The organism is Sphingomonas sp. 10B4 (genome assembly GCF_035019905.1).
Classification (GTDB): Bacteria; Pseudomonadota; Alphaproteobacteria; order Sphingomonadales; family Sphingomonadaceae; genus Sphingomonas; species Sphingomonas glacialis.
Genome location: NZ_JASJVC010000061.1, coordinates 1 through 20,629, shown reverse-complemented (window position 1 = coordinate 20,629; position 20,629 = coordinate 1). Strand labels below are relative to the sequence as shown.

The window sequence follows — 20,629 nt, the reverse complement described above, 5'->3', positions numbered from 1 at the left end:
TATGCAGCCCTTGAGAACCTGGATATGGTTGCATGACTCAAACCAAATAGCCTCTAGGAAACCCGGGACGGTTCAATGCGCTGCGCGGTGCCGGGATGGTTGGCATCGTTGCAGATGTTCACGCCATACCGGACGCCGGACCGCAGGAACGTCGGGAAGTCGCTGCCGGCGGTCACTCCCGGCTCGTTCGGGTGCGCCTTGGAATATCGCCCCACAACCCGACCCGCTTCGATGATGATCGCGCTGTTGAAGACCTGCCCGTCAGCAAGGTCGAAAGCTCCAACCACCAGTGTCGAGCGGAATGCCGCCACCCGCTCGCACAAGGCAGCGATCGCAGAGGCGGCTACGTTAGCGCGCGAGCGAATCGTCTCAGGTTCGTATGAGTGACCCAGCAGGAATGATTCTGGGAAGACGGTGAGGTCGATACCTCCCTCCTCCGCCTAGCGAAGTCGCTCCACGATCGCGTCACCGGCAAGGCGCGCGTCATCGAGGATGTTGGAGCATTGAACGACAGCGATACGCATCAACGACAGCTTTACCCTCAACCAGCCTTTCTCGAAAGGGAACCTCGACCGGGATCGCAGAGGGGAGGAAGAGGCTACATCGCCTCGCCGGCAGGGTCGTTTCCCAAAACCTGTTCCCGATTGTGCTTTCCCAAAATGGGGTCGGTACATAGAACGGACTCAAATATACGCTAAGCGCCGACAGGCCAGCTCAGGCGGCGCAAAACACGCATTCCTCGCACATTACTGACGAGAAACGGGATTTCCGTCTTGTTGCGCCCGCTCAATGCCTCTTTGTGGGACGACGCCGTCATTCCCGATATCGGACTGAGCGTCTTTTTTTGCGGAAATTGACACGGCACCGGACGCAGAGAGCCTGCTTCTGAACTCAGCAATATGTTCGGTTCAAGCGTAGCATTGGCGTTTCGAGGCGCGGCTAAACGAAGATTTTCACGTCATCAGAAAAGGGCATCATCAGATACGCTTGACTAGCAACTGCACGAAAACTGCAAATCTCTGCTGCGAGCCTAACCGCCAATGCCGTATGATCAAAACCGATAATCTGACTGAAGACCGACATAGTTTCCATTTTTCCCCCTATCGCGCGCGAACGAGGAACTCGCAGCGAAATACGTTTCGAACAATCGAAGCTCCAGTCTCTTGGTAGCTTGCCACGCCGCTTCGAGATTTAGGTCGGTCCCGGTGAACCGGCTCGATTTGTATGCTGCGAACGAGGCGTTCGTCGAGCCAAGATAAATCCCGTCGCCGCGGCTATTCCGCCACAAAAAATCGGGACCGACCATCACGGTCACACCCTTGCGCGGATTGAAGGTCACCGACGGATACAGGTCCATCAAATTGGACAAATTAAAGAAGGCTGCTTCGCTGATGACCGGCAACCTAGGAAAGGCTGCCACGAACGTGCCCGCCTTGCCGTCCTTCTGGTCGCGATCTCCGCTGAAGATATTTGCACGCAAACCCAGTCGCGGTTGGAGCGACATTTCCGCGAACGTGAACCCGCCTTCGAACAGCACCGCCCAGGCGGAGATATCGGTCTCAGCAAAAGTACCGCTTTGATAGTTCCCCTCCAGATCAAGGTCCCAATGCGCTGTTTGGCGCCAGAGCCGTACCCCCCAATTGTTGCGATGGTCCTCTCCGGTACCCTGCGCGAGAACCGCGGTGTTGCGATTGACCTTGTACCAATAAACATCGGTGCCCAGCCCCAGCACCCCCCGGGGGATGCTGACATAAACGCCGCCAAACGAGCTGGCATGGCTCGGCCCGTCATCGAGGCTACCGGGCTTGAGATTGACCGGGCGTACTGCGAACATATCGACTGTCACTGTCCCAGGTAGGATGTAAGTGGCGCGCACTCCCTGATAGGTGAAGCGCGTGTCGAGACCCTCGCGCAGACCGACCAACTTGCCATTGCCAAGCGGCATCTCGAACCGACCGGGGCGCAGTGTTACCTGACCGGCGTCGCCCAGTGGCAGCGTAAGATCGACAAATGCCTGCTGGACATCAAGCTTATCGCGATTCGGCGGCGTTACGAGGTTGCCACCGAATTCGCGATTGTCGCCGAGTTCGACGAATGCACGGACATGCGTGCCCAGATGCAGGTCGGCGAGCAGTCGCAGCCGGAGTTGCAGCGGATCGTTATTATCGTTCGGCAAAACCCCAAGCGTGGAATGTCGCCAGTCAGTATAATAAGTCCGCACCTCGCCGCCGATCGATAGATAGGTGTCGCTCGGCCCCAGCGGAATGTGCCGGATCTTGTCGACCAGCGACGCATCCGGCGCCGGTTCTGCGGACCAATCTTCGGTCCAACGAAACGTCTGCGGCGCGCCGGGTGGCCCCGGATGTCCGCCGGGGAGTGGTCCCCCCGGCAGATCCTTTGAGACCAACGCTTCGGTCTCGACCTGCACATCGCTTTGGGCAACGGCGCTGGTCGCGCAGAGCAAAGGAAGCAGCGCCGCAGCATACGCCGCGACGCGCCGACAGGCCGTTTGCCGGGTCACTGCTCGGGAAACAGGTCGGGCGCGAAGGGATGCGGGTCGACGTCGCGGAACGCGGCGCGGACGAACTTTTCCTTCAGGTGAAACGGCGCGGTCGCGTCGTAGATCGTCTTGCAAGTCGTGCCTTTGGCCGGCAGCGCCGGATTATAGTCGGGCGACTGTGAGGGATCGAGCACGTGGCAGCTGACGCCGGGGATATTGATGATATCCATGTCGCCCTGCATCCGCGTGGTCATCGCCCAGAGGATGTCGTTGCTGTCGAAGATCTCGACATCGGCATCGACGAGGATGACGTTCTTCAGCTCGGCATAGACCGCGAAGGCGGCCAGCGCCGCTTGACGCGCTTTACCGTCGTCGAACGCGCTCTGCTTGTTGACCTTTAGGATGGCGAGGAATTTGCCACCGCCGGCCGGATGCGCGAACACTTCCGACACGAAGCCCGGCATCGATGCCTCGAGCACGTTGAAGATGCTGCCCTCGGTCGGCAGGCCGGCGAGAATGACATGCTCCTCGCCCGGACCAACCAGAGTCTGCAAAATCGGGTTTTTGCGGGTCGTGATCGCCGTGATCTTGATCACCGGTAACGACGGGTTGGCAAGGCCGTTGTAGCCGGGGAATTCGGGCATTGCGTAGCCGGTGTGCGTGTTCTGATCCTCGGCGACGCGACGATCCTGCATGATCTCGCCCTCGATCACGATCTCGGCATAGGCAATCGCCTTGGCCTTAACCGTCAGCGCATCGACTAACTTGACCGCCTGACCGCGGATGCCGCCCGCGACCCCGAGCTCGTCATAACCGAGCGGTGCGGTCGGCTCTTCATATTCGGCGCCGATATGTATCGCGGGGTCGAGCCCCATATTGATCGTAATCGCCAGCGGCTCGCCGCGCTTGCCCGCGCGCTTGTAGAAATCGTCGATATGCCGGTTGGGCGCGAAGAAGATCGAGAGCTCGTCCTTGCCCTGCACGCAAAGCCGGTGGATCGTCACGTCGGTGCCGAGCTCGGGATCGCTGCCAAGCACCAGCCCCATGCAGAAATATGGGCCGGCATCGCGATCGGTGTTGGTCGGCGCGGGCAGGATTTTGCGAATGTCAAAATCGGGATCGGTCGCACGATAGACGACTTCCTGGCACTTGGCCTTTTCTGGCCCCACGTTGACGGGCGGGATCGCATTCTTGAATGCGTCATACATGCGTTTGGTCAGGCCCTTCGAGTCGGTCTCGAACAGCACCCCGACGCGATCGCGGCTGGCCACCATGCCGACCAGCACCTTGGCACCGGGATATCCCTTCACATTGTTGAAAATCATCGCCGGACCGACTTGGGTCGGACGAACAACGGTGCCTCCTGCGCCAACGCGCTTGTAGACGCCTGCTAATTCGCCGTCGGGATCGACCGGATGATCGGTTTCGATTAGCTGGCCGGGAAATTTGCGGAGGCGGTCGAGCGCGGAGCGCAGGTCATCGATGGGCGCGATGCCCTCAAATTTGTTCGGCATGGGTAAATCCTTGGAAAGTGGATCCGAAGTTACGCGTCGCGGAGATCTGCGATCTGGCGTTCCCAGCGCGCCATCACGCCCGCTTGGTCGTGGAGCCGGTAGGTCACGCTAGTGAGCACATCAGCGTACTCGACCTTGTGCGTGCGCACCTTGCGCACCGTCGCGGTGAACATCGCGAGCGCTTCACCGCTGGCAGGCTTTGCATCGAGCAGAACTTCCCACAGCCCACCGTCGAGCGCGAGGGTCAGGCTTATCCGGCCATCGCGCGCAAGGTTCCTCGCGGTGGTAGATTCGGCCCAAACCGCGATCTTGAGATGCTGCGCGTCGATCGCTAGGATCTCACCGACGCTGAGCAGCGACCCGTGCGGGCAGCCGTCGGCGTCGATCGTGGTAACGCTGATCGCTTCGCCGACGCGCTCGTTCAACTTGGAACCGTCGAGATAGTCGACGATCGCTTGCGGCAGCGCAGTCGTTACCGATGCAGGTGTGTGGATCATTATCATTAGGTCGCTCCGAAATGAGGGTTTTGAACAGGTAATCATCCGGGCGCGTAGGTCGTCCAGAGGTAGGAAATTGGCATCACCAGCACCAAAGCGGGAAGGAAGTTAGCAATCGGGAAGGTCTTGATTCCGCAGATGCGGAAGCCCGTCGCGAGCATGATGAGCCCGCCACAGGCCGAGAAGTCGGCCATCATCACCGGCGTAGTCAGTGGCAGTAGGAAGACCGCGCACAGCGCGAGCCCCATCTGGATTGCGAACTGCGGGATGAAGATCAGCGCGACAGTATAGCCGAGCGCGGTGGCGAAGATTGCCGCGGTGAACAGATCGAGGATCGACTTGGCGAGCAGAATCGTCGGATCGCCGGTCATGCCGTTGGTGAGCGCGCCGAAGATGCCGGTGCCGCTCGCGCTGAACAGGATGAGGATGGCGACGAACTGCTTAGAGAAGTCCTCGCTCGACAGTGCGGTGTGCGATTCATGGTGCGGAATGAGCCGCTCGATTAGCGTGCGCGCGCCGTTGCCAACTGCGGTGATCCCCTTTTCGAGATAGACCAGCTCGCCGATCAGCGACCCCAGGATGATAGCCAGCACCATCGCCGGAATTTGCTTGACCTGAAAGATGAACTCGATGCCCAGACCCATTGAGGCTAGGCCGAAGGTCATCGGCAATGCGGTGCGCAGCCGCTCGGGGATGCGCTTGGCGAAGAAGGCGCCGCCGACGCCGCCGAGGATGACGGCCGCGCTGTCGACGATGGGACCGAGAATCATGCCATGGCTCCTTCGCGCTGGCCTATCTTGATGGTTTCGCCCCAGCGCGGGATCGGCTTCGCATCGAGCCCGAACAGGTCGAGCGCGCGCACCACGCTGTGGGTGACGATGTCGTCGATGCTGGTCGGGCGGGTGTAGAAAGCCGGTACCGGCGGGAAGATCACCGCACCCGCCTCGGTCACAGTCTGCATGTTCCGCAGGTGGATCAAGTGCAGCGGCGTCTCGCGCGTCATCAGCACTAGCCGGCGGCGCTCCTTGAGCGTCACGTCGGCGGCGCGGGTCAGCAGGCTGTCGCTCATCCCAGTGGCGATCGCCGCCAGCGTGCGCATGGAGCAAGGCAGGATGATCATACCCATCGTTGCGAAAGACCCGCTTGAGAGCGCCGCGCCGACATCAGCGATCCCGTAGTTGACACTAGCCAGCGCCTCGAGTTCCTCGCGGCTGACGTCAGTCTCATGAGCTCGGGTCAGATGACCGGCTTTGGACACGACGAGATGGGTCTCGACGTTAAGATTGCGGAGTAATTTCAGCGCCGTGACCGCATATTGGATGCCGCTAGCGCCGGACACGCCAATGACAAGGCGGCGGATCGATGTCGGTGATTGCATGAATGTTTCCGTCGGGTTGCCGAAGTTGGCGTAAACTCGCACCGACCTGACCACGGCCGCTCTCGCAGTTGCAGCCTCGGAAACTACTCAGACGATTCGTGGATGAGGCCTCCTCCCCAGAACTTGCAATTGAAACAGGGTAGCGGACCAAGACAATATGGGGATTGCCACATCGCGTAACCTGAAACGGCGGCTATTCGGAATCTGACACCCGGTCTCGATCGGCTGAGGCTCAGGATGCCATTTTTCCGATCGCTCTTCGAATGGACAACGGCGGATTCTGGTACGAGCGGACCTTCGCAGTCTCACGGGTAGCGTCACATATTGGTCGTCAGCTGTTGCACCTACCTGTCGGCAAACACATGATAGCCGACACCACGGACCTGTGCCTTCGCCGAACCACACGCGCCTCGGCCCATAACGATCGATAAATCCTGTCGCTTTGATAGAGCGTTCGGAACTCGCTTTCGGGGGTTTGTGGTACACGCCTGTCGGATATATGCGAGTATCGTCGGCTGACAATTGTCAAACGGTTGATCTCCAGCGCTAGTCGCAGTCGGCGTCGATCATCGGAATCTCCATACCGACAAGGCTTCCGGCGCGCGCGACGATCGGCCGGGGCTGAAAGCCTGTCGACTATCTGAACGCCGGCGATGCGCTGGTCGTGTGGAAGCTCGATCGGCTCGGACGCTCGCTGCCCCACCTGCTGACGATCTTCACCGACCTGAAGGCGCGCGGCACCGCGTTCCGGTCGCTGACCGAGCAGATGGATACGACCACCCCGCACGGCGAGTTGCTGTTCTCGCTGTTCGGCGCATTGGCACAATATGAGCGTGCGCTGACCTGCGAACGGGTGATGGCGGGACTATCCGCGCTACATCATTATGTCTGAAACAAAACCAAGTTTCAGGGCCCCATAATCAGCGCCGACCGGGCACTTCTGTAATTCTGTATTGTCGAGCTTTCGCAGTCAGTATCGCTGCGAATGGATCGGTCCCGTCGCGACGCTTCTTGACAGGCCAAGCGCTGGAAAAACGGCTTGCACCCAACTTTCCAGTTCGATCGTTTCAGCATCTCGATAACAGGAGAGTGTCCATGCAACGTTTCATTATCACGGTCGCTGCCGCGGGTCTGCTCGCAACGGGCGTGAACGCACAGTCAGCCCAGAACGGATCGCATAATCCGGTGGTGAAGGACGGTTCGCCCAAAACAATTGCAGCACCTGCAAAAGGCGCCAACTCCTTCACCGAGAACCAGGCACGCGGTCGGTTTGCCAAGGCCGGCTATTCCAGCCTGTCCAAGCTCACCAAGGCCAACGGCCTGTGGCAGGGGACGGCCATGAAGGGCGGAAAGCAATTGTCGGTCATGCTCGACTATAAGGGCAACATCACCGCTCACTGATCCCTTTCATCGGAGAACTCCCATGTCCAAGACCATTACCCGCCTGTTTGACAATTATGCAGATGCCACCAACGCGGTGCGCGAGCTGGAAAGCCTCGGCATCTCCCACAATGATCTCAGCATCGTTGCGAACAATGCTGACAAGACCCACGGCGAGCATTTCGACGGGGATCATGACAACGTGAACGATCACGGCGACGTTGGTCGCGGCACCAGCACCGGTGCGTTATTGGGCGGCGCGGGTGGACTGCTCGCAGGTCTGGGTTTGCTTGCCATTCCCGGCCTCGGGCCAATCGTCGCAGCGGGCTGGCTGGCCGCGACTGCCGCAGGTGCCGGTATTGGGGCCGCAGGCGGTGCCGCCACAGGGAGCATCGTAGGCGCGCTCAAGAACGCTGGCCACACGGATGAGGACGCGCACGTCTATTCGGAAGGTGTTCGCCGCGGCGGTTCGCTCGTCAGTGCGAAGGTACCTGACGATCTCGTCAGCGAGGCAGAAACTGTGCTTCAACGGAACAAGTCGGTCGATGCAACGACGCGAGGGCAAGCTTACCGCAATAGCGGATGGAGCAGCTTCGACGAAAACGCGCCGGCTTACACCTCCGAACAGGTTCAGCGCGAACGCAGCCTCTACGGCAACGAAACCCCCCGTATCTGAACGAATGTGGCTCGCTCGATCTGTCGGGCGAGCCACGCGCCATTATCCTCGCGACAGCCGAACTGTATGTTTCGGAACTGCCTGTTGCCGACGAGCATTTTCCAAGTTGCTCGCATCGCGTGCCAAGGAGAGACCGATGAACAGAATGTCGATTATAACCGCAGGCCTGATGGCCATTTCCGGTCTCTCCGTAGGCGCAGGGGCGCAAAGTTATGGTCGTGATGACCAACGAGCGGAGCAAGATCAGCAACAAGGTCGCGATCAACGCGGTTACGACCGACGCGATCAAGGTCGCTATGACCAAGGCAATCGCGATCAAGGGAATGGAGACGGTCGCTGGCATGGCGAGCGCGACGGTAATTGGGACCCGTCGAATAGCTATCAGGACGGTCGCTACCGCGAGCGTCGCTTGTCCACAAACGACCGTGTGTATCGCGGCAGCGACGGGCGCTATTATTGCAAGCGCAGCAACGGGACCACTGGGCTTGTCCTCGGGGGCGTAGGCGGAGGTCTAATTGGCAACGTGCTTGGGGGCGGGACGCTTGGAACGCTGCTTGGCGCAGGTGGCGGTGCGTTGCTTGGTAAAACACTCGATCAGAATCACGACCGCCAGCAGAACCGCGATAACGGCTACCGTTGCCGCTAGCGGGCATTTGCCGAGGTGATCCACCGGCGCGGACCCTGGTGCAGCTTCGGCAGACCCGGGGCGGGTTCACCTCGTAGGCCGAAGCGGCTTGGCATCTCGGCCTTCAGCTTCGCTTCAGGCGTGCTCGCGACAGACGCCTGTCCTCAAGAGAATAGTATAGCCAGATCTCGCCGTTGCAACTGGTGACGGAGGCGGCGAAAGCGATGTCGCTCGCCGTCCGGTCGGGGACCGGCGGTGGGGTGATCAGTGGCTCGATGCAGCGGTCGACTACGCGGGTGAGTTTGCGGTCGAACGCCACCCAGCCGATCCGCCAGCGTGCATCGTGCGTCGCGCCGTTGTAAAACATCACCGGCATCTCAGGATCGTCGAGCAACATCGGACCTGTCGACAGGTGCCAGTTGTCCCACCCGTCCTCCCGCGGCATGAACGGCGTTGGCTGCTCGTCCCACGGCCCATCCACCTTGGGGCCGATTGCCAAACCTACGCGGCTCGCCTCGTCGGCCGCATATTCGTAGAACAGGCTCCATCGCCCATCCTTCTCGCGATCGACCGTGGCCTCCTTGGTGTTGCCCAGCGACTTTGTGGAGGCAAGCGCCACGCCCGCTTTCACCAATCTGTCGATGCCCGGCCCGGCAGCATAGAACATCTCGCCATGCGCCATGTCGGCCTCGACACCGGTGTAATAGACGACGTAGCTCCCGTCCTCCATCTTTACCACGGTGGGGTCTTCCACACCGCCCGAATCCTTCTCGCCCGTACCGCCGGGCAAAATAGAGGCCTGGTCGAGCATCGCAAAGTTTACGCCGTCATTGCTCCAGCCGGCCCAGATGATGCCGGTGTCGGTCATCGGCTCGCCGGGCCGCGTCACCGCGCGCACCATGATGCCGAATCGGCCGTCCGGCTCCAGCCAGACATATGGGCTCATTAAATCGCGCGCCATCAGCAGCGGAGGACCCATTAGCTGAATGTCCTGCAGTTCTTGAACGTTGAAATCGACCGAGCCGGAGGACGGATAGACCAGCACCTTGCGGTCGCCGGTGACGCTGTCAGCGCGCAGCCGCGACCGGATGACCGGTACGCCGGGCGCGATCTCGGTCTGGTTGGTGGCGGCGGCGGGCGACGTAGGCGTCGCGGGCTTGTCCCCGATCATGCGCCAATCGCCTGCATCAGCGATAGGCCGCCATCGATCACGATCCTAGCGCCGGTGATGTAGGTGGCCTTATCGGAGGCAAGAAACACGGCGAGATCGCCCACCTCCTCGGGTCTGCCCGCCCGGTTCATCGGGATGTTCTGTTCCAGCGTCTTGCGATAGACCGGATCGGCGCTGGCGCGCTCGTTCATCGGGGTCAGGATCATGCCCGGTTCGATGGCGTTCACGCGGATGCCATTCGGCGCCTCCTCAATCGCAAGCGTCTCGATCAAATTGGTCAAGCCGCCCTTGGCGGCGCAATAATCGGCTCCGCCAGCCCGGACCGCATAGGCATGGATGGACGATATGTGAATGATCGCACCGGGGCTATTTGCAGGCCGGTCACGCACGAAACGGCGCGATGTCAGGAACGCGCCGGTCAGATCGGTATCGAGCATGCGCTGCCACTGCGGCATCGTCATTTGCCGCACTGGAACGCCTGCCATGTTGATGCCGGCAGAGTTGACCAGAACGGTAACGAGCCCGAATGCCTGCTCGGCGGCCGCGAATGCCGCCTCGACCGATGCCTCGTCGCCGACGTTGCATTGGACCGCGATCGCGTCGCCGCCCGCCGCTTTCACCTTTGCGACGGTATCGCCTCCATCGTTATGGGCATCGTGGAACAGCACCACCACCTTGTCGCCGAGCGCTCCGAACGCGATCGCGCAAGCCGCGCCAATCCCGCTTTCCGCGCCGCTCACTAATACACACCTACCGTTCGCCATAACGTTGCCTTTTTCGAGGATTCTCCGATCGCCATGTTTCGGCTTAGGAATGTTCGATCTGCTGCGCGATTGCCGTTGCGGGTTTAGTGAGGAGGCGTAACACCCAATCTAATCAGCAGGACAAAAAAAGACCCGCAAAGTGCATACCCTTACGGGCAGGGCCTGGCGGGTTCGACCCGGAAATATGGGTGACGGCGCAACAAAGCAATAAGAGCTGCCCCTTTTCGAAGCTCTTTGGGGCAGCTACGATGGTCATTCTTCACCAAAACCAGGTGTCGGGCGGCGACCCACCATCAAGCATGCTGATCGGAGTGGGCGTGATCCAGTCGGCCCCGAGAACCGGATAAGGACCGTAGAACAGGTCGCCCAGCGCGCGCCGATAGTGTGCGTTCATCCAGCGCCGGCGTCGATGCTCCGGGCCGTCGTGAAGCATGTGGCAGCGTTGGCAGAGGGCCGCTAACTGGTGGAGCACGCTGTCGCTGGGATTATGATTGAGGTGAGCACAGGCTAGCACCACAGGCGTCCAAGCGCCGTGCGTCAGGATGTCCTCGGTTGGGCGTCGCACACGCCGGCCCTGACCGTTGCGCCAGCAATGCCGGTTCCGGTCCCACCATCGCCCATCCCGCAGATGAAATACCCTCTTTCCATGAGGACGCCCGCAATGCTCGCAACAGCCTTTTGCCCTCACGAAGCGCACATGGTGTGAAAGTTGCGGCCAGTCGATTGGGTATAGGAACACATGCTCGGGGCGGATCGGCATCAGGCCTCCCCTTTCCGCGCATGGGTTCGCAGAGCGTCCTGCATCACACTGTCAACGTCGCGGCGGTCAGCGCCCGGTACAGCGTAGCATGGTGACACTTCAGCAGCTTGGCGGCTTCGCGCACCGATGTGCCTTCGCTCACCAACCGCTCGCCTAGCGCGATCTGATCGGAGGTGAGTTTAGGCGGGCGGCCGAACCGGACCCCCCTCGCCTTTGCCGCCACTCGTCCGCTGCTGGTTCGCAGGTGAATCAAGTCGCGCTCGAACTCGGCGATGCCGGCAAACACGGTCAGTACCATGCGGCCAGCAGGCGAGGTCGTATCCGCCCAAGGCTCAGCCAGCGAGCGCAAGCCGGCGCCAGCCTCCTTCAGCTTTTCGGCAATGTCGAGCAGATCGCGGGTAGAGCGTGCTAGCCGATCGAGCCGCGTCACTATTACCGTGTCGTCGTCGCGCAGCTGGTCGATCATCTTGGCTAGTTCGGGCCTGTCTCGCTTCGCGCCCGAGATCTTCTCCTCGAACGTCCGCTTGCATCCGGCCTCTTTCAATGCGGCGCGTTGCAGCCGCAGATCTTGGTCATCGGTGGACACCCGGGCGTAGCCAATCAGCATGTCGCAAAACTGTATCACAAAAGAAGTGTTGTGCAACAAACTTTTGCGACAGAAGCTCACGAGGAAAACAAGGCGCTGGAGCAGTTGTCGCGGAACTTAGCATTTCCGCGACACGCACCCTCTCCCAAAACTCCATCGCAGGTGTCCATTTTGGGGTCGGTACATAGAACGGACCCAGATATACGCTAAGGTTTCGCCGGGCCTTCTACGGCGCGGGTCTGGCGGAGCGGCCTGAGGGCTTTCGATGGCGCGTCGGGATCGGTCCAGAGATAATCGCCGGTGAGGTTGATGTGCTGCCAGCCGAGCGGCGAAAGGTGTTGCAGCAGGTCCGGGGAGACCGGCCGGCCGAGGTTGGCGAGATGCTTCCGGGCGGCTTGCAGGTAGGTCGTGTTCCACAGGACGATGGCACCTGCGACGAGATTGAGCGCGCTCGCCCGATGGCTCTGCGCTTGCAGCGCATGGTCGCGGATACGGCCGATCCGGTGGAAGAAGATGGCGCGTTTCAGCGCATTTTCGGCCTCGCCCTTGTTGAGTTCGCGGGTAGCGCGACGCCGCTGTTCGGGCTGCTCGATCCAGTCGAGCGTGAACAGGGTACGCTCGACGCGGCCGATCTCGCGCAATGCGAGTGCCAGGCCGTTGGCGCGGGGATAGGAGCCGAGCCGTTCGAGCATGATCGACGCGCTCACGACGCCGGTGCGGATCGATGTTCCCAGACGCAGCACGTCGTTCCAGTGCGCGGCAATCAGGGCTTCGTCTATCCCGCCCGCGACCAGCGGCGCGATATCGGGTCCGGGCTCAATGCCGTCGAACAGGTGCAGACGGCGCGCGGCGATGTTCGGGATGCGCGGCGCGAATCGAAATCCGAGCAGATGGCATAGCGCGAACACATGATCCGACACGCCCCCGCCATCGACGTGGTGCTCCTCAATATGCAGATCGGCACCGTGGTGGAGCAGCCCGTCCAACACCTGCGCGGCCTCGCTCGCGGACGCCGAGATGACGGTGGAATGGAACGGCGCGTAGCGATCCGAGACATGGCTGTAGAAGGAGACGGCAGGCTCTGCCCCCTTGTGCGGATTGACCGCGCCGGTTGCCTGGGCGCGGCGATCGAGCGGGAAGTTCTGACCGTCCGAACTGGACGAGGTGCCGGACCCGAACAGGGCGGCGAGTGGCGCGGTATGCTGGGCGTCGACCAGACGAGCGAGAGCGCGACCGTAGGTTTCCTCGCGCAGATGCCATGAGGCGAGCCAACCAAGCTGGCGCTGGGTCACGACATTGCAGGCTTCCGCCATGCGCGTGTGGCCCAGATTGGTCGCATCCGCGAGCACCGCCGTCAGGATCGCACGCGGTTCATCGGCGACACGGCCACTTTGCAGATGCGTGAAGCACTGGCTGAATCCGGTCCATCGATCGACTTCAGCAAGAAGGTCGGTGATGCGGATCGCGGGCAGATGGGCATAAAGCGGTGCGAGCGCGGTATCGGCTTCTTCGGGCGTGATCGCCTTCAACGGCGAAATCCGCAGCCTGCCGAGGCTGAGCTGCACGTCTTCCAGCGCGTCCGTCTCCGCCTTTCGCTCGACTTCGGCCAATCGACGGGCAAGGCGGGCGCGTCGTTCGGCCAGCCAGACACCGGCCGTATCCGGTGCCTGGATCGGCAAGGGACCGGCCGCGCGCATGGCAGCGAAGACGGGACCGGAAATGAGTTGTTGTTCGACGGCACGATAGCGCCGGCTTCCCTCGACCCACATGTCGCCGGCGCGCAGCCGGTCGCGAAGCTCCACCAGCACGCACAGTTCATAGGTCCGGCGATCAGGAAGGCCGGAGCCGATCGTCCGACGCCAGGCCTGTCGGATGAAGCCGACCGGCGCATCGGACGGCAGTTTTCGCAAACGACCGAGATGAAGGTCGCGGATGATCGCAACCGCTCGCGCGAGCGCATGGCAGGCCGGCACCGCCCCGAACGTGAACGACGCGATGAATGAGGGGCCGACCTGTCGGAGAACGGGGTAGTGGGTCGCGGCGATCGTGACGGGATCGACGGCATCGGGGCGGATCAGCTTGCGGGCTTCATCGACCTCACGGCCGAGATCGTCCCATCCGATCGCGGCCTCGACCGCAGCGGCGATGTCGCCGCCCGACACCCTGGCGGCAAGCAGGGCATCGCCGAGCCGGGCGAGCAGCCGGATCTTGCCGTTGATGGTGCGCCGGTCGCGCTTGAGCGCGGTGTCCGCGCTGTTCTGCTCGCGCCGGAACATCTGCCCCAACAGGCGGTCGAACATCAGCACCGCATCGTCGGTGAGCGTGACGATAGTTTCGAGTATCGTCGCCACCAGGACCGCGCGACGCCGCGTCGCTTGCAGCGTTCGGACATGTTGCGCGGTCAGCCGCGCCCCTTGCTGACAGAGGCGTCGCAGGCGCTCAGGGTGGATGCCCGTAGCGATATCGGGATCGATCCCGATATCGCGGAGCAGCGCGAGCCGCTGGGCGATGATGGCGAACGTCTTACGGCCCGGCTTGCCGGGTGGCTTTCGCACCCATCCGAGGCTGCTCATGGTCGTACCGGCATGATGCAGGAGAAGGGCATCGAGCAGACGGCATTGACCGGTATCCAGCCCTCGGGTGAGATGGTCGGCGACATGGCGCTCGGCATCGAGCAACCCCTGCGCGACCATCCGTTCGACCGCACTGATGCCCGGCATGATGATGCGCCGTCGCCGGCACTCGCCCAGCAGCAACCGCGCCAGCCCGGCACCGCTGGTCGTCGTCAGCGCGATCGGCAGGAGCCATTCCTGCAATGTCGTTCGCAGCGGCCGGCTGAGCGGCGAAAACCCGAACGCATCGCGCAGCGTATCGATCTGTTCGTACCGGGTCGGGCCGCGTGTCGCGTAATCGGCCAATACCTCGGGCGCGACCTGCAGCTGCTCGGCGACGAACGCCAGCGGGGCGGCGGGGATCAGTTCACCGGGACGGAGCAGACGACCGGGATAGCGCAGCGCGCAAAGCTGGATGGCGAAACCCAGCCGGTTATGTGGCCGCCTCCGGCGCACGATGACGGCTAGGTCGTCGTGGCTCAAAGTCCAGTGCTGGACGAGTATGGTTTCGTCGTCGGGAAGCGCGAGCAATGCCGCGCGTTGTTCCTCCGATAGGACGGCGCGACGTGGCATTGGCTCAGACCTTGGCGGGCGGGGTCCAGCCGATCCGGGCCAGCGTCCCAAGGAGGGTCGAGCGCGGCACCTTGAAGGTGCGACAGACGGACGCCTTGCTGGCGCCGCCATCCAGCGCGGCGGTGATCCGTTCGAGCGTTTCGGCGTCGATCATCGGCGGACGCCCGCCCTGTCGGCCCCGGCGCTTCGCGGCAGCGAGCCCCGCCATCACCCGTTCGCGCGTCAGCGCCCGCTCGTACTGTGCCAATGCACCGAACAGTGAAAACAGCAATTCGCCATGCGGGGTGGTCGTATCCATCGCTTCCGTCAGCGATCGGAAGGCGATGCCGCGCGCCTTCAGGTCGGTGACGATCGTCAGCAGGTGCGGCAGCGAGCGTCCGAGCCGGTCAAGTTTCCACACGATCAGCGTATCGCCTGCGCTCAGATAGTCGAGACAGGCTTTCAGCCCCGGCCGATCGTCGCGTGCGCCGGATGCCTTGTCGGTATGGAGATGCCGATGATCAACACCGGCTGCGACCAGCGCGTCGCGCTGTAGATCGACCGTCTGGCGGTCGTCGACCGACGACACCCGCATATATCCGACCAGCATGTACGACAAACCTCCGAACGCATGTTCCCACACACTCTATCAAAGCGACAGGGTTTGTCGATTGTTATGGGCGGAGGCGCTTGTGGTTCGGCGGAGGCACAGGTCCGTGGTGTCGCTTATCATGTGTTTTGCGTCATTCTAGATCGTCATTTCTCCATAAATCTTGATTCTTGGGGGAAAGTCTAATTCCCGAGCCGGAACGGAGGACGCGCCCGAACGCTCTTGGCTCGGAACATCACAAGGAATCTCATGGCCAGCCCGACCCGCGATGAACGTCATGCGCTTCTTCAATCCAAACGCGCTTTGAAAATGGCCCGTTCGACCCACGCCTATGTGCGAGGCAACACAGCAAAATTCTACGAATGGCTGGCGGACTCGCCAGCGGCGAAGCGGGTGCCGCGTGGACCGGCGATCTGGATCTGTGGCGATTGCCACCTCGGCAACTTAGGTCCAATTGATGATGGCAACGGCCGCATCGAGGTGCAGATCCGCGACCTCGACCAGGCGGTGATAGGCAATCCGGCGCACGACCTCATCCGGCTCGGGCTTTCGTTGGCAACAGCCGCTCGGGGTTCCGATCTCCCCGGCGTCACGACTGCGCGAATGATGGAAGCGATGATGGACGGCTATGCCAAGGCGACGGGCGATCCCACCAGCGGAGACGTCGGCCCGGAACCAGACGTGGTACGCAGCGTGAAGCGCCGCGCGCTGGGCCGCAAATGGAAGCATCTCGCTAAGGAGCGGTTGGACAGCCTTGATCCTGTCATTCCGCTCGGCAACAAGTTTTGGGCCTTAGAGGAGGATGAACGCGCCACCCTCGGCAAAATGCTCGGCGCCTCCAACGTCGCGAACCTGCTTTTGTCGCTCGATCACAAAGACCGGAACCGGAGCGTCAGGATGGTCGATGCCGCTTATTGGATGAAGGGATGCAGCTCTCTTGGTTTGCTGCGCTTTGCCGCACTGATTGGCCTAAAAAACGCAACAGGCCGATCAGACTATGGCCTGCTCGATCTCAAGGAAGCTATCGATCCGATCGCCCCGGCGTCGCCTGGAGCGCTCATGCCAGCCGACCCGGCGGAGAGGGTGGTGGCGGCAGCACGCGCCTTGTCTCCGCACTTGGGCGAACGCATGATTGCGACTAAGGCATTTGGTCGGTCGCTGTTCATTCGAGAGTTGTCACCGCAGGATTTGAAGCTAGAGGTTAGTCAATTCAGCAATGGCCAGGCGGTAACCGCCTCACATTATCTAGCCTTTGTCGTCGGTAAGGCACACGCCCGTCAAATGGATGACACGACGCGGCGTGACTGGGCTGAAATTCTGGATGCCGACCGACGCGGCGCCATCGACGCGCCTACTTGGCTGTGGGAAAGCATCGTGTCTTTAGCGGGCAGTCACGAGGCCGGCTATCTTGACCATTGTCGGCGCTATGCCCTCGCCTGATGTCTCTGTCTGATAGATCAATGAGGACCCGTCTATCACGAACGGGTCCTCCAGGTATCAGAAGCTTGCCGTCGAGGTCGGCACATGCTCGTTAGCGTGCCGTAACGGTTGGCGGCTCGGTTGGAGCTGCCAAGTGGAGATAGAGCGCGGCCCAGAACAGGCGCGCCGTCCGGAATCAAGAGATGGCCTGAAGCCCGCCTTTTCTCACAACGGAAAGAAGACGCAAGGCAGGACCGCCTGGCCGCTTCGCCCCACGCTCCCACTCGGAAACCAGGTTCTTCGAGACGTTAAGGTAGCGAGCGAACACCGGCTGTGAAACGGCCTCTTGCTCGCGGATCGCCTTAATCTCGGCTGGTGAGAGGGCAGGGGCCGGCGCAAGGCATAGCGCATGAAACTCGCGCATGGTCCGCTTGTCGATCAATCCGACCTCATGCAAATCCTCGGCCGTCTCATGCACAGCGGCCGTGATCTCACTCCGGTAGGTTTCGGTTTGCATCTTCGCCATCACACATTACCTCCTCGAACTTGCCCGCTGCGATCAATAGGTCCAGCTCCGCGTTTGCAAATCCCAGAACCCGCTTCGCCAACGCTTTCAAAGCACGCTCATCGTCATCGTCGATATTGTCCCGCGTACTCTTGGCGAAACCGAAAATGAAAACCGCCCGTGTCGCCGTCCGAAAGGCAAGAACCGTTCGATAACCACCAGACTTGCCAGCACCAGGCCGTGCGACCCGTTGCTTCATCAAGCCGCCGCCAAGATCGGCGTCGATCAGCCCTGCTTCAATACGGGCAACCGCCTGGCACAATGCCGCATCGCTGATGTTCTCCTTGCGGGCAAACTTCCGAAACCAAGCGTTTTTGAATACGCGCATGGACTCGGTAGCTCCCTCACTTACTGATTTTGTATCATACAAGGTTTGACACTTCAACCGGATACCTAGATCAGCACTCGCTCCACCTCGTCCAGCGTCACATCGTCGGGTCGGCGATCGTAGAGCTGGGTGGTGCGAGTCGAGGCATGGTTCGCCATTGTCGCCGCGCGCTCAAGCGTCCCGCCGTTTTTCAGATAGGCGGTGATCCCGGTTGCGCGGAACGAATGATTGCCGATCGCTGTCGCGATCTCGGCCGCGGCGGCACGCCGGCGCACCATCTGGAACGCGCTGGCCTGGGGCAGGGGGCTATCGCTCAGTCGCTTGGTCCCGCGCCGGATCGTGCGGAACAACGGCCCCTTTGCCTGGCCGCGCAATTCGCAACCGTCGAGATAGGCGGTCAGATATTCCTCCAGATTATGGTGGCAGGGCATTTCGTGACGCTTGCCGCCCTTCTCGTGCAGCCGAACCCACAGGCGCCGGTTCTGCACGAACACGTCGTCCACCCGCATCGCTAGCGCTGCGCCGATGCGCGCGAACGAATAGACCATCAATCCGATTAGCGCCCGATCGCGAAGCCCAACCGGCGTCGTCACGTCGATTGCATCGAGCAAACGGCGCGCCTCATCGGGCGCAAGAACCGGCGTCTTGCCGCGCCGGACGCTGTGCGCCGGCCCACGCACCGACGCGGCCGGATTCACCGGCACGACCTGGCCCGCCACCAGCCAGTCAAACAGGTGGCGCACGCCGGCAAGCTGCTGCTTGACGGTCGGCGCGCTCACGTCGCGCGCCAGCACTTTAATCCAAGCCGCGACGTGAAGCGGCTGCACCTCGGCAATCGACGCCACTCCACGCGCCTCACACCAGGCCAGGAACTCGCCCGCTGCACGCGCATAAGCGCGGCGTGTGTGCGGATTGCGGATGGTGACTGCGAAGAACTCCACGAAGCGGAGCTGCGCGCGATCGTCGGCCGTCGCGATCAGCGCCGGCAATGTGAACGCGGGCGAGGGCAGGAGGGCAAGCTGGTTCATGCCTTTGCGACCCGCGCATCCACAATCCGAAGGAGGTGACTGGCAAGCATGACGATTTCGATCGCCTCAGCCGGGTCATCAAGGTCGACATCGCGATGAGAGTGTGGATTCTTGTACGAGGAGATCGCGCCGGCGAAGAGGCTCATGCGGCCCTGCCGTTCCCCCATTTCTGCTGACATATCGGTAAGAGGCCCGCGCTCCGGCGAGAACGCATCCTGCATGAGAACCTTGCCGATCTTGTTTGCCCCGAAACCGGCTGCCTCCCGCACCCGCACCTCGACCGCCTTCATGGCTAAGAAAGCGGCTACGTCGTACTCGCCGCGGGCAAAGGCCAGCCAGACCGGTTGCGCAATTCGATTATGCAACAACTCTCTGGGAAGTAGCCTCGCCAGCCTGTAGCTCGCAAAATCGCCTGCCGATTCCATTGCTCGTCCGCGCCGGCTTAGCAGGCGCCAGCCGTTTGAGCCGTTCGTACCCGAGGCGGGTACGATCAACACCTGGGCCTCGAGCCAAGCGAACGCTTCGGCAATGGCCTGTCGCACAGGCCCATAATATTGCCTGTCATAGCAGGCTTGACCGATATTCTGATTGTCGATCCAGTTTACCTCGTTCCCCGCATGGAACATGGGATCACTGCGCTGACGAAGCAGCATCAAGATTCTGCCCGCCAGCTCCTCGGGTTCGAGCGCTAGCAGGACATCGGCATCCGGAATGGCCTTGATCAACTCGTGCACAGCAATCCTTTTTCTACGTATTCCACCGGCATTCCCAGCGCCGTGCCGATCCGTGCGAACGAATACACCATCAACGCGATCAGCGCCCGATCGCGAAGTCCGACCGGCGTCGTCACGTCGAGCGGCCGGCGCGCCTCGTCAGGTGCAAGGACCGAGGTCTTGCCACGTCGGACGAGGTGCGCGGGCTAACGCGTGTGCGGGTTGCGGATGGTGACCGCGAAGAACTCCAGAAAGCTGCGCCGCGCGCGATCAGAGCCGGGAGGGATAGGGCTGAGGCAAGGCGCGCGAGCTCATTCATCCGAGCGTGATGCCCAGTTTCTCGGTAATGACCTGTTTGCCATAGGCCTTCGCCATTTCCACGATCACGGAGAGGCCGACCCCGCCAACCTTCTCCGCCCCAGCCTTGGTGCGTCGCCATACCTCTGGGCTTCTCACGCTATCAAGGAAGTCGTGCCCTGACATGGTGAGGCCCATAAATATGAATCCGAACATCGGTCCGGATGACCCAGCCCCCCCCGTATCGATGAAGCCAGCGGAGCGAATGAGGTCCATGTGATGGTTGATCTCTGCGAGGTCGCGATCAGGGATCTCGGCCTGCATTGCCTCCGGCGTCATCGAGATGGCGTCGCCCATCTCCATAGGCCACACTTCGAGTTGCAGCATGATCTCTCGGATTAGCTCCATGTCCCGTTTCATGCGATCTCCTACATCTGATAAAGGACATTATCATATGTAGGAAGCATTGTGAATCCTTGTGCGAAACAAGGGACTGTTCCGAGAAGCGGGGAGGGCAGTTCAGCGGCCTCGCTCGCGATCGGCTCGGCTCACCCGCGAGCGACCGTTTTCGGGAAGCGCTTGGTACTGATCCTGCGGCTATGTATATCATAGTCTTGCGATGCGGCGTGCAAAGAGCTGGATCGAGGCGATGAA

General features: G+C 61.6%; 21 protein-coding genes and 2 pseudogenes. 5 read left to right on the top strand and 18 right to left on the bottom strand.

Annotated features, from left to right (window positions below; translation table 11 throughout):
- Positions 1–53: 53 nt before the first annotated feature.
- From QN347_RS15070 to QN347_RS15045, 6 genes are all read right to left on the bottom strand, one after another.
- Positions 54–425: a nitrilase-related carbon-nitrogen hydrolase gene (locus QN347_RS15070; RefSeq protein ID WP_322164283.1), complete on the bottom strand. Its 372-nt coding sequence runs from the start codon at positions 423–425 to the stop codon at positions 54–56.
- Between the two features lie 626 nt (positions 426–1,051).
- Positions 1,052–2,521, bottom strand: coding sequence for an alginate export family protein (locus tag QN347_RS15065; protein WP_323494110.1), 1,470 nt, complete (start codon positions 2,519–2,521; stop codon positions 1,052–1,054).
- Positions 2,518–4,014, bottom strand: coding sequence for a UbiD family decarboxylase (locus QN347_RS15060; protein WP_322164232.1), 1,497 nt, complete (start codon positions 4,012–4,014; stop codon positions 2,518–2,520). The genes QN347_RS15065 and QN347_RS15060 overlap by 4 nt, the downstream gene beginning before the upstream one ends.
- Positions 4,015–4,043: 29 nt before the next feature.
- Positions 4,044–4,511 carry a pyridoxamine 5'-phosphate oxidase family protein gene (locus QN347_RS15055; RefSeq protein WP_323494109.1) on the bottom strand — a complete coding sequence of 156 codons (468 nt, stop codon included), beginning with the start codon at positions 4,509–4,511 and terminating at the stop codon, positions 4,044–4,046.
- A gap of 41 nt (positions 4,512–4,552) precedes the next feature.
- Positions 4,553–5,281 (bottom strand): DUF554 domain-containing protein, encoded by a 729-nt coding sequence (locus tag QN347_RS15050; protein WP_322164234.1) that lies wholly within the window; start codon positions 5,279–5,281, stop codon positions 4,553–4,555.
- A complete protein-coding gene (locus QN347_RS15045) occupies positions 5,278–5,889 on the bottom strand; it encodes a UbiX family flavin prenyltransferase (protein WP_322164235.1) in 612 nt (203 codons plus the stop codon). The genes QN347_RS15050 and QN347_RS15045 overlap by 4 nt, the downstream gene beginning before the upstream one ends.
- 499 nt (positions 5,890–6,388) lie before the next feature.
- On the opposite strand from QN347_RS15045, the pseudogene QN347_RS15040 reads away from it, so the two are divergent.
- The 4 genes and pseudogenes from QN347_RS15040 to QN347_RS15025 all read left to right on the top strand — a co-directional run.
- Positions 6,389–6,763, top strand: a pseudogene (locus QN347_RS15040) (recombinase family protein); the annotation flags it as partial.
- 221 nt (positions 6,764–6,984) lie between these two features.
- A complete protein-coding gene (locus QN347_RS15035; RefSeq protein WP_189677842.1) occupies positions 6,985–7,290 on the top strand; it encodes a hypothetical protein in 306 nt (101 codons plus the stop codon).
- A gap of 22 nt (positions 7,291–7,312) precedes the next feature.
- On the top strand, positions 7,313–7,945 hold the full coding sequence (locus QN347_RS15030; protein WP_322164236.1) for a hypothetical protein: 633 nt from the start codon (positions 7,313–7,315) through the stop codon (positions 7,943–7,945).
- Positions 7,946–8,081: 136 nt separating this feature from the next.
- Entirely contained in the window at positions 8,082–8,591 is a 510-nt protein-coding gene (locus tag QN347_RS15025) for a hypothetical protein (RefSeq protein ID WP_322164237.1), read from the top strand.
- A gap of 103 nt (positions 8,592–8,694) precedes the next feature.
- Here QN347_RS15025 and QN347_RS15020 read toward each other — a convergent pair whose 3' ends face one another.
- The 6 genes from QN347_RS15020 to QN347_RS14995 form a co-directional block, all read right to left on the bottom strand.
- The gene (locus QN347_RS15020) at positions 8,695–9,741 is read right to left on the bottom strand and encodes a glycosidase (RefSeq protein ID WP_322164238.1); all 1,047 of its coding nucleotides are present in this window, start codon (positions 9,739–9,741) and stop codon (positions 8,695–8,697) included.
- Positions 9,738–10,505: an SDR family NAD(P)-dependent oxidoreductase gene (locus QN347_RS15015; protein ID WP_189677856.1), complete on the bottom strand. Its 768-nt coding sequence runs from the start codon at positions 10,503–10,505 to the stop codon at positions 9,738–9,740. The genes QN347_RS15020 and QN347_RS15015 overlap by 4 nt, the downstream gene beginning before the upstream one ends.
- A gap of 259 nt (positions 10,506–10,764) precedes the next feature.
- Positions 10,765–10,938 carry a hypothetical protein gene (locus QN347_RS15010; RefSeq protein ID WP_323494108.1) on the bottom strand — a complete coding sequence of 58 codons (174 nt, stop codon included), beginning with the start codon at positions 10,936–10,938 and terminating at the stop codon, positions 10,765–10,767.
- Between the two features lie 370 nt (positions 10,939–11,308).
- On the bottom strand, positions 11,309–11,872 hold the full coding sequence (locus QN347_RS15005) for a recombinase family protein (protein ID WP_322164240.1): 564 nt from the start codon (positions 11,870–11,872) through the stop codon (positions 11,309–11,311).
- Positions 11,873–12,057: 185 nt separating this feature from the next.
- Positions 12,058–15,036 (bottom strand): Tn3 family transposase, encoded by a 2,979-nt coding sequence (locus QN347_RS15000; protein ID WP_322164241.1) that lies wholly within the window; start codon positions 15,034–15,036, stop codon positions 12,058–12,060.
- A 4-nt stretch (positions 15,037–15,040) separates the two neighbouring features.
- Positions 15,041–15,625 carry a recombinase family protein gene (locus QN347_RS14995; protein WP_277969851.1) on the bottom strand — a complete coding sequence of 195 codons (585 nt, stop codon included), beginning with the start codon at positions 15,623–15,625 and terminating at the stop codon, positions 15,041–15,043.
- 249 nt (positions 15,626–15,874) lie between these two features.
- Between QN347_RS14995 and QN347_RS14990 the strand changes: the two genes are divergently transcribed.
- Positions 15,875–17,065: a DUF2252 family protein gene (locus tag QN347_RS14990; RefSeq protein WP_322164242.1), complete on the top strand. Its 1,191-nt coding sequence runs from the start codon at positions 15,875–15,877 to the stop codon at positions 17,063–17,065.
- Positions 17,066–17,240: 175 nt separating this feature from the next.
- Here the strand turns inward: QN347_RS14990 and QN347_RS14985 are convergent, their stop codons facing one another.
- The 6 genes and pseudogenes from QN347_RS14985 to QN347_RS14960 form a co-directional block, all read right to left on the bottom strand.
- Complete coding sequence (locus QN347_RS14985; RefSeq protein ID WP_416194531.1) at positions 17,241–17,570, bottom strand: helix-turn-helix domain-containing protein; 330 nt, start codon at positions 17,568–17,570, stop codon at positions 17,241–17,243.
- Positions 17,536–17,937: a type II toxin-antitoxin system RelE/ParE family toxin gene (locus QN347_RS14980; RefSeq protein ID WP_322164243.1), complete on the bottom strand. Its 402-nt coding sequence runs from the start codon at positions 17,935–17,937 to the stop codon at positions 17,536–17,538. Before QN347_RS14980 ends, QN347_RS14985 begins: the two co-directional genes overlap by 35 nt.
- A gap of 65 nt (positions 17,938–18,002) precedes the next feature.
- A complete protein-coding gene (locus tag QN347_RS14975; RefSeq protein WP_322164244.1) occupies positions 18,003–18,965 on the bottom strand; it encodes a tyrosine-type recombinase/integrase in 963 nt (320 codons plus the stop codon).
- Positions 18,962–19,699, bottom strand: coding sequence for a TIGR02391 family protein (locus tag QN347_RS14970; RefSeq protein ID WP_322164245.1), 738 nt, complete (start codon positions 19,697–19,699; stop codon positions 18,962–18,964). Before QN347_RS14970 ends, QN347_RS14975 begins: the two co-directional genes overlap by 4 nt.
- Positions 19,700–19,713: 14 nt before the next feature.
- A pseudogene (locus QN347_RS14965) lies at positions 19,714–19,884 on the bottom strand (integrase); the annotation flags it as partial.
- Positions 19,885–19,993: 109 nt separating this feature from the next.
- The gene (locus QN347_RS14960; RefSeq protein WP_323494107.1) at positions 19,994–20,395 is read right to left on the bottom strand and encodes a DUF2513 domain-containing protein; all 402 of its coding nucleotides are present in this window, start codon (positions 20,393–20,395) and stop codon (positions 19,994–19,996) included.
- Between the last annotated feature and the right edge of the window lie 234 nt (positions 20,396–20,629).

Excerpts from the sequence above, each read along its gene's own strand:
- QN347_RS15060 (WP_322164232.1), bottom strand. The coding sequence starts at position 4,014 with ATGCCGAACAAATTTGAGGGCATCGCGCCCATCGATGACCTGCGCTCC.
- QN347_RS15055 (WP_323494109.1), bottom strand. The coding sequence starts at position 4,511 with ATGATCCACACACCTGCATCGGTAACGACTGCGCTGCCGCAAGCGATC.
- QN347_RS15050 (WP_322164234.1), bottom strand. The coding sequence starts at position 5,281 with ATGATTCTCGGTCCCATCGTCGACAGCGCGGCCGTCATCCTCGGCGGC.
- QN347_RS15045 (WP_322164235.1), bottom strand. The coding sequence starts at position 5,889 with ATGCAATCACCGACATCGATCCGCCGCCTTGTCATTGGCGTGTCCGGC.
- QN347_RS15035 (WP_189677842.1), top strand. The coding sequence starts at position 6,985 with ATGCAACGTTTCATTATCACGGTCGCTGCCGCGGGTCTGCTCGCAACG.
- QN347_RS15030 (WP_322164236.1), top strand. The coding sequence starts at position 7,313 with ATGTCCAAGACCATTACCCGCCTGTTTGACAATTATGCAGATGCCACC.
- QN347_RS15025 (WP_322164237.1), top strand. The coding sequence starts at position 8,082 with ATGAACAGAATGTCGATTATAACCGCAGGCCTGATGGCCATTTCCGGT.
- QN347_RS15020 (WP_322164238.1), bottom strand. The coding sequence starts at position 9,741 with ATGATCGGGGACAAGCCCGCGACGCCTACGTCGCCCGCCGCCGCCACC.
- QN347_RS15015 (WP_189677856.1), bottom strand. The coding sequence starts at position 10,505 with ATGGCGAACGGTAGGTGTGTATTAGTGAGCGGCGCGGAAAGCGGGATT.
- QN347_RS15010 (WP_323494108.1), bottom strand. The coding sequence starts at position 10,938 with ATGCTTCACGACGGCCCGGAGCATCGACGCCGGCGCTGGATGAACGCA.
- QN347_RS15005 (WP_322164240.1), bottom strand. The coding sequence starts at position 11,872 with ATGCTGATTGGCTACGCCCGGGTGTCCACCGATGACCAAGATCTGCGG.
- QN347_RS15000 (WP_322164241.1), bottom strand. The coding sequence starts at position 15,036 with ATGCCACGTCGCGCCGTCCTATCGGAGGAACAACGCGCGGCATTGCTC.
- QN347_RS14995 (WP_277969851.1), bottom strand. The coding sequence starts at position 15,625 with ATGCTGGTCGGATATATGCGGGTGTCGTCGGTCGACGACCGCCAGACG.
- QN347_RS14990 (WP_322164242.1), top strand. The coding sequence starts at position 15,875 with ATGGCCAGCCCGACCCGCGATGAACGTCATGCGCTTCTTCAATCCAAA.
- QN347_RS14985 (WP_416194531.1), bottom strand. The coding sequence starts at position 17,570 with ATGGCGAAGATGCAAACCGAAACCTACCGGAGTGAGATCACGGCCGCT.
- QN347_RS14980 (WP_322164243.1), bottom strand. The coding sequence starts at position 17,937 with ATGCGCGTATTCAAAAACGCTTGGTTTCGGAAGTTTGCCCGCAAGGAG.
- QN347_RS14975 (WP_322164244.1), bottom strand. The coding sequence starts at position 18,965 with ATGAACCAGCTTGCCCTCCTGCCCTCGCCCGCGTTCACATTGCCGGCG.
- QN347_RS14960 (WP_323494107.1), bottom strand. The coding sequence starts at position 20,395 with ATGAAACGGGACATGGAGCTAATCCGAGAGATCATGCTGCAACTCGAA.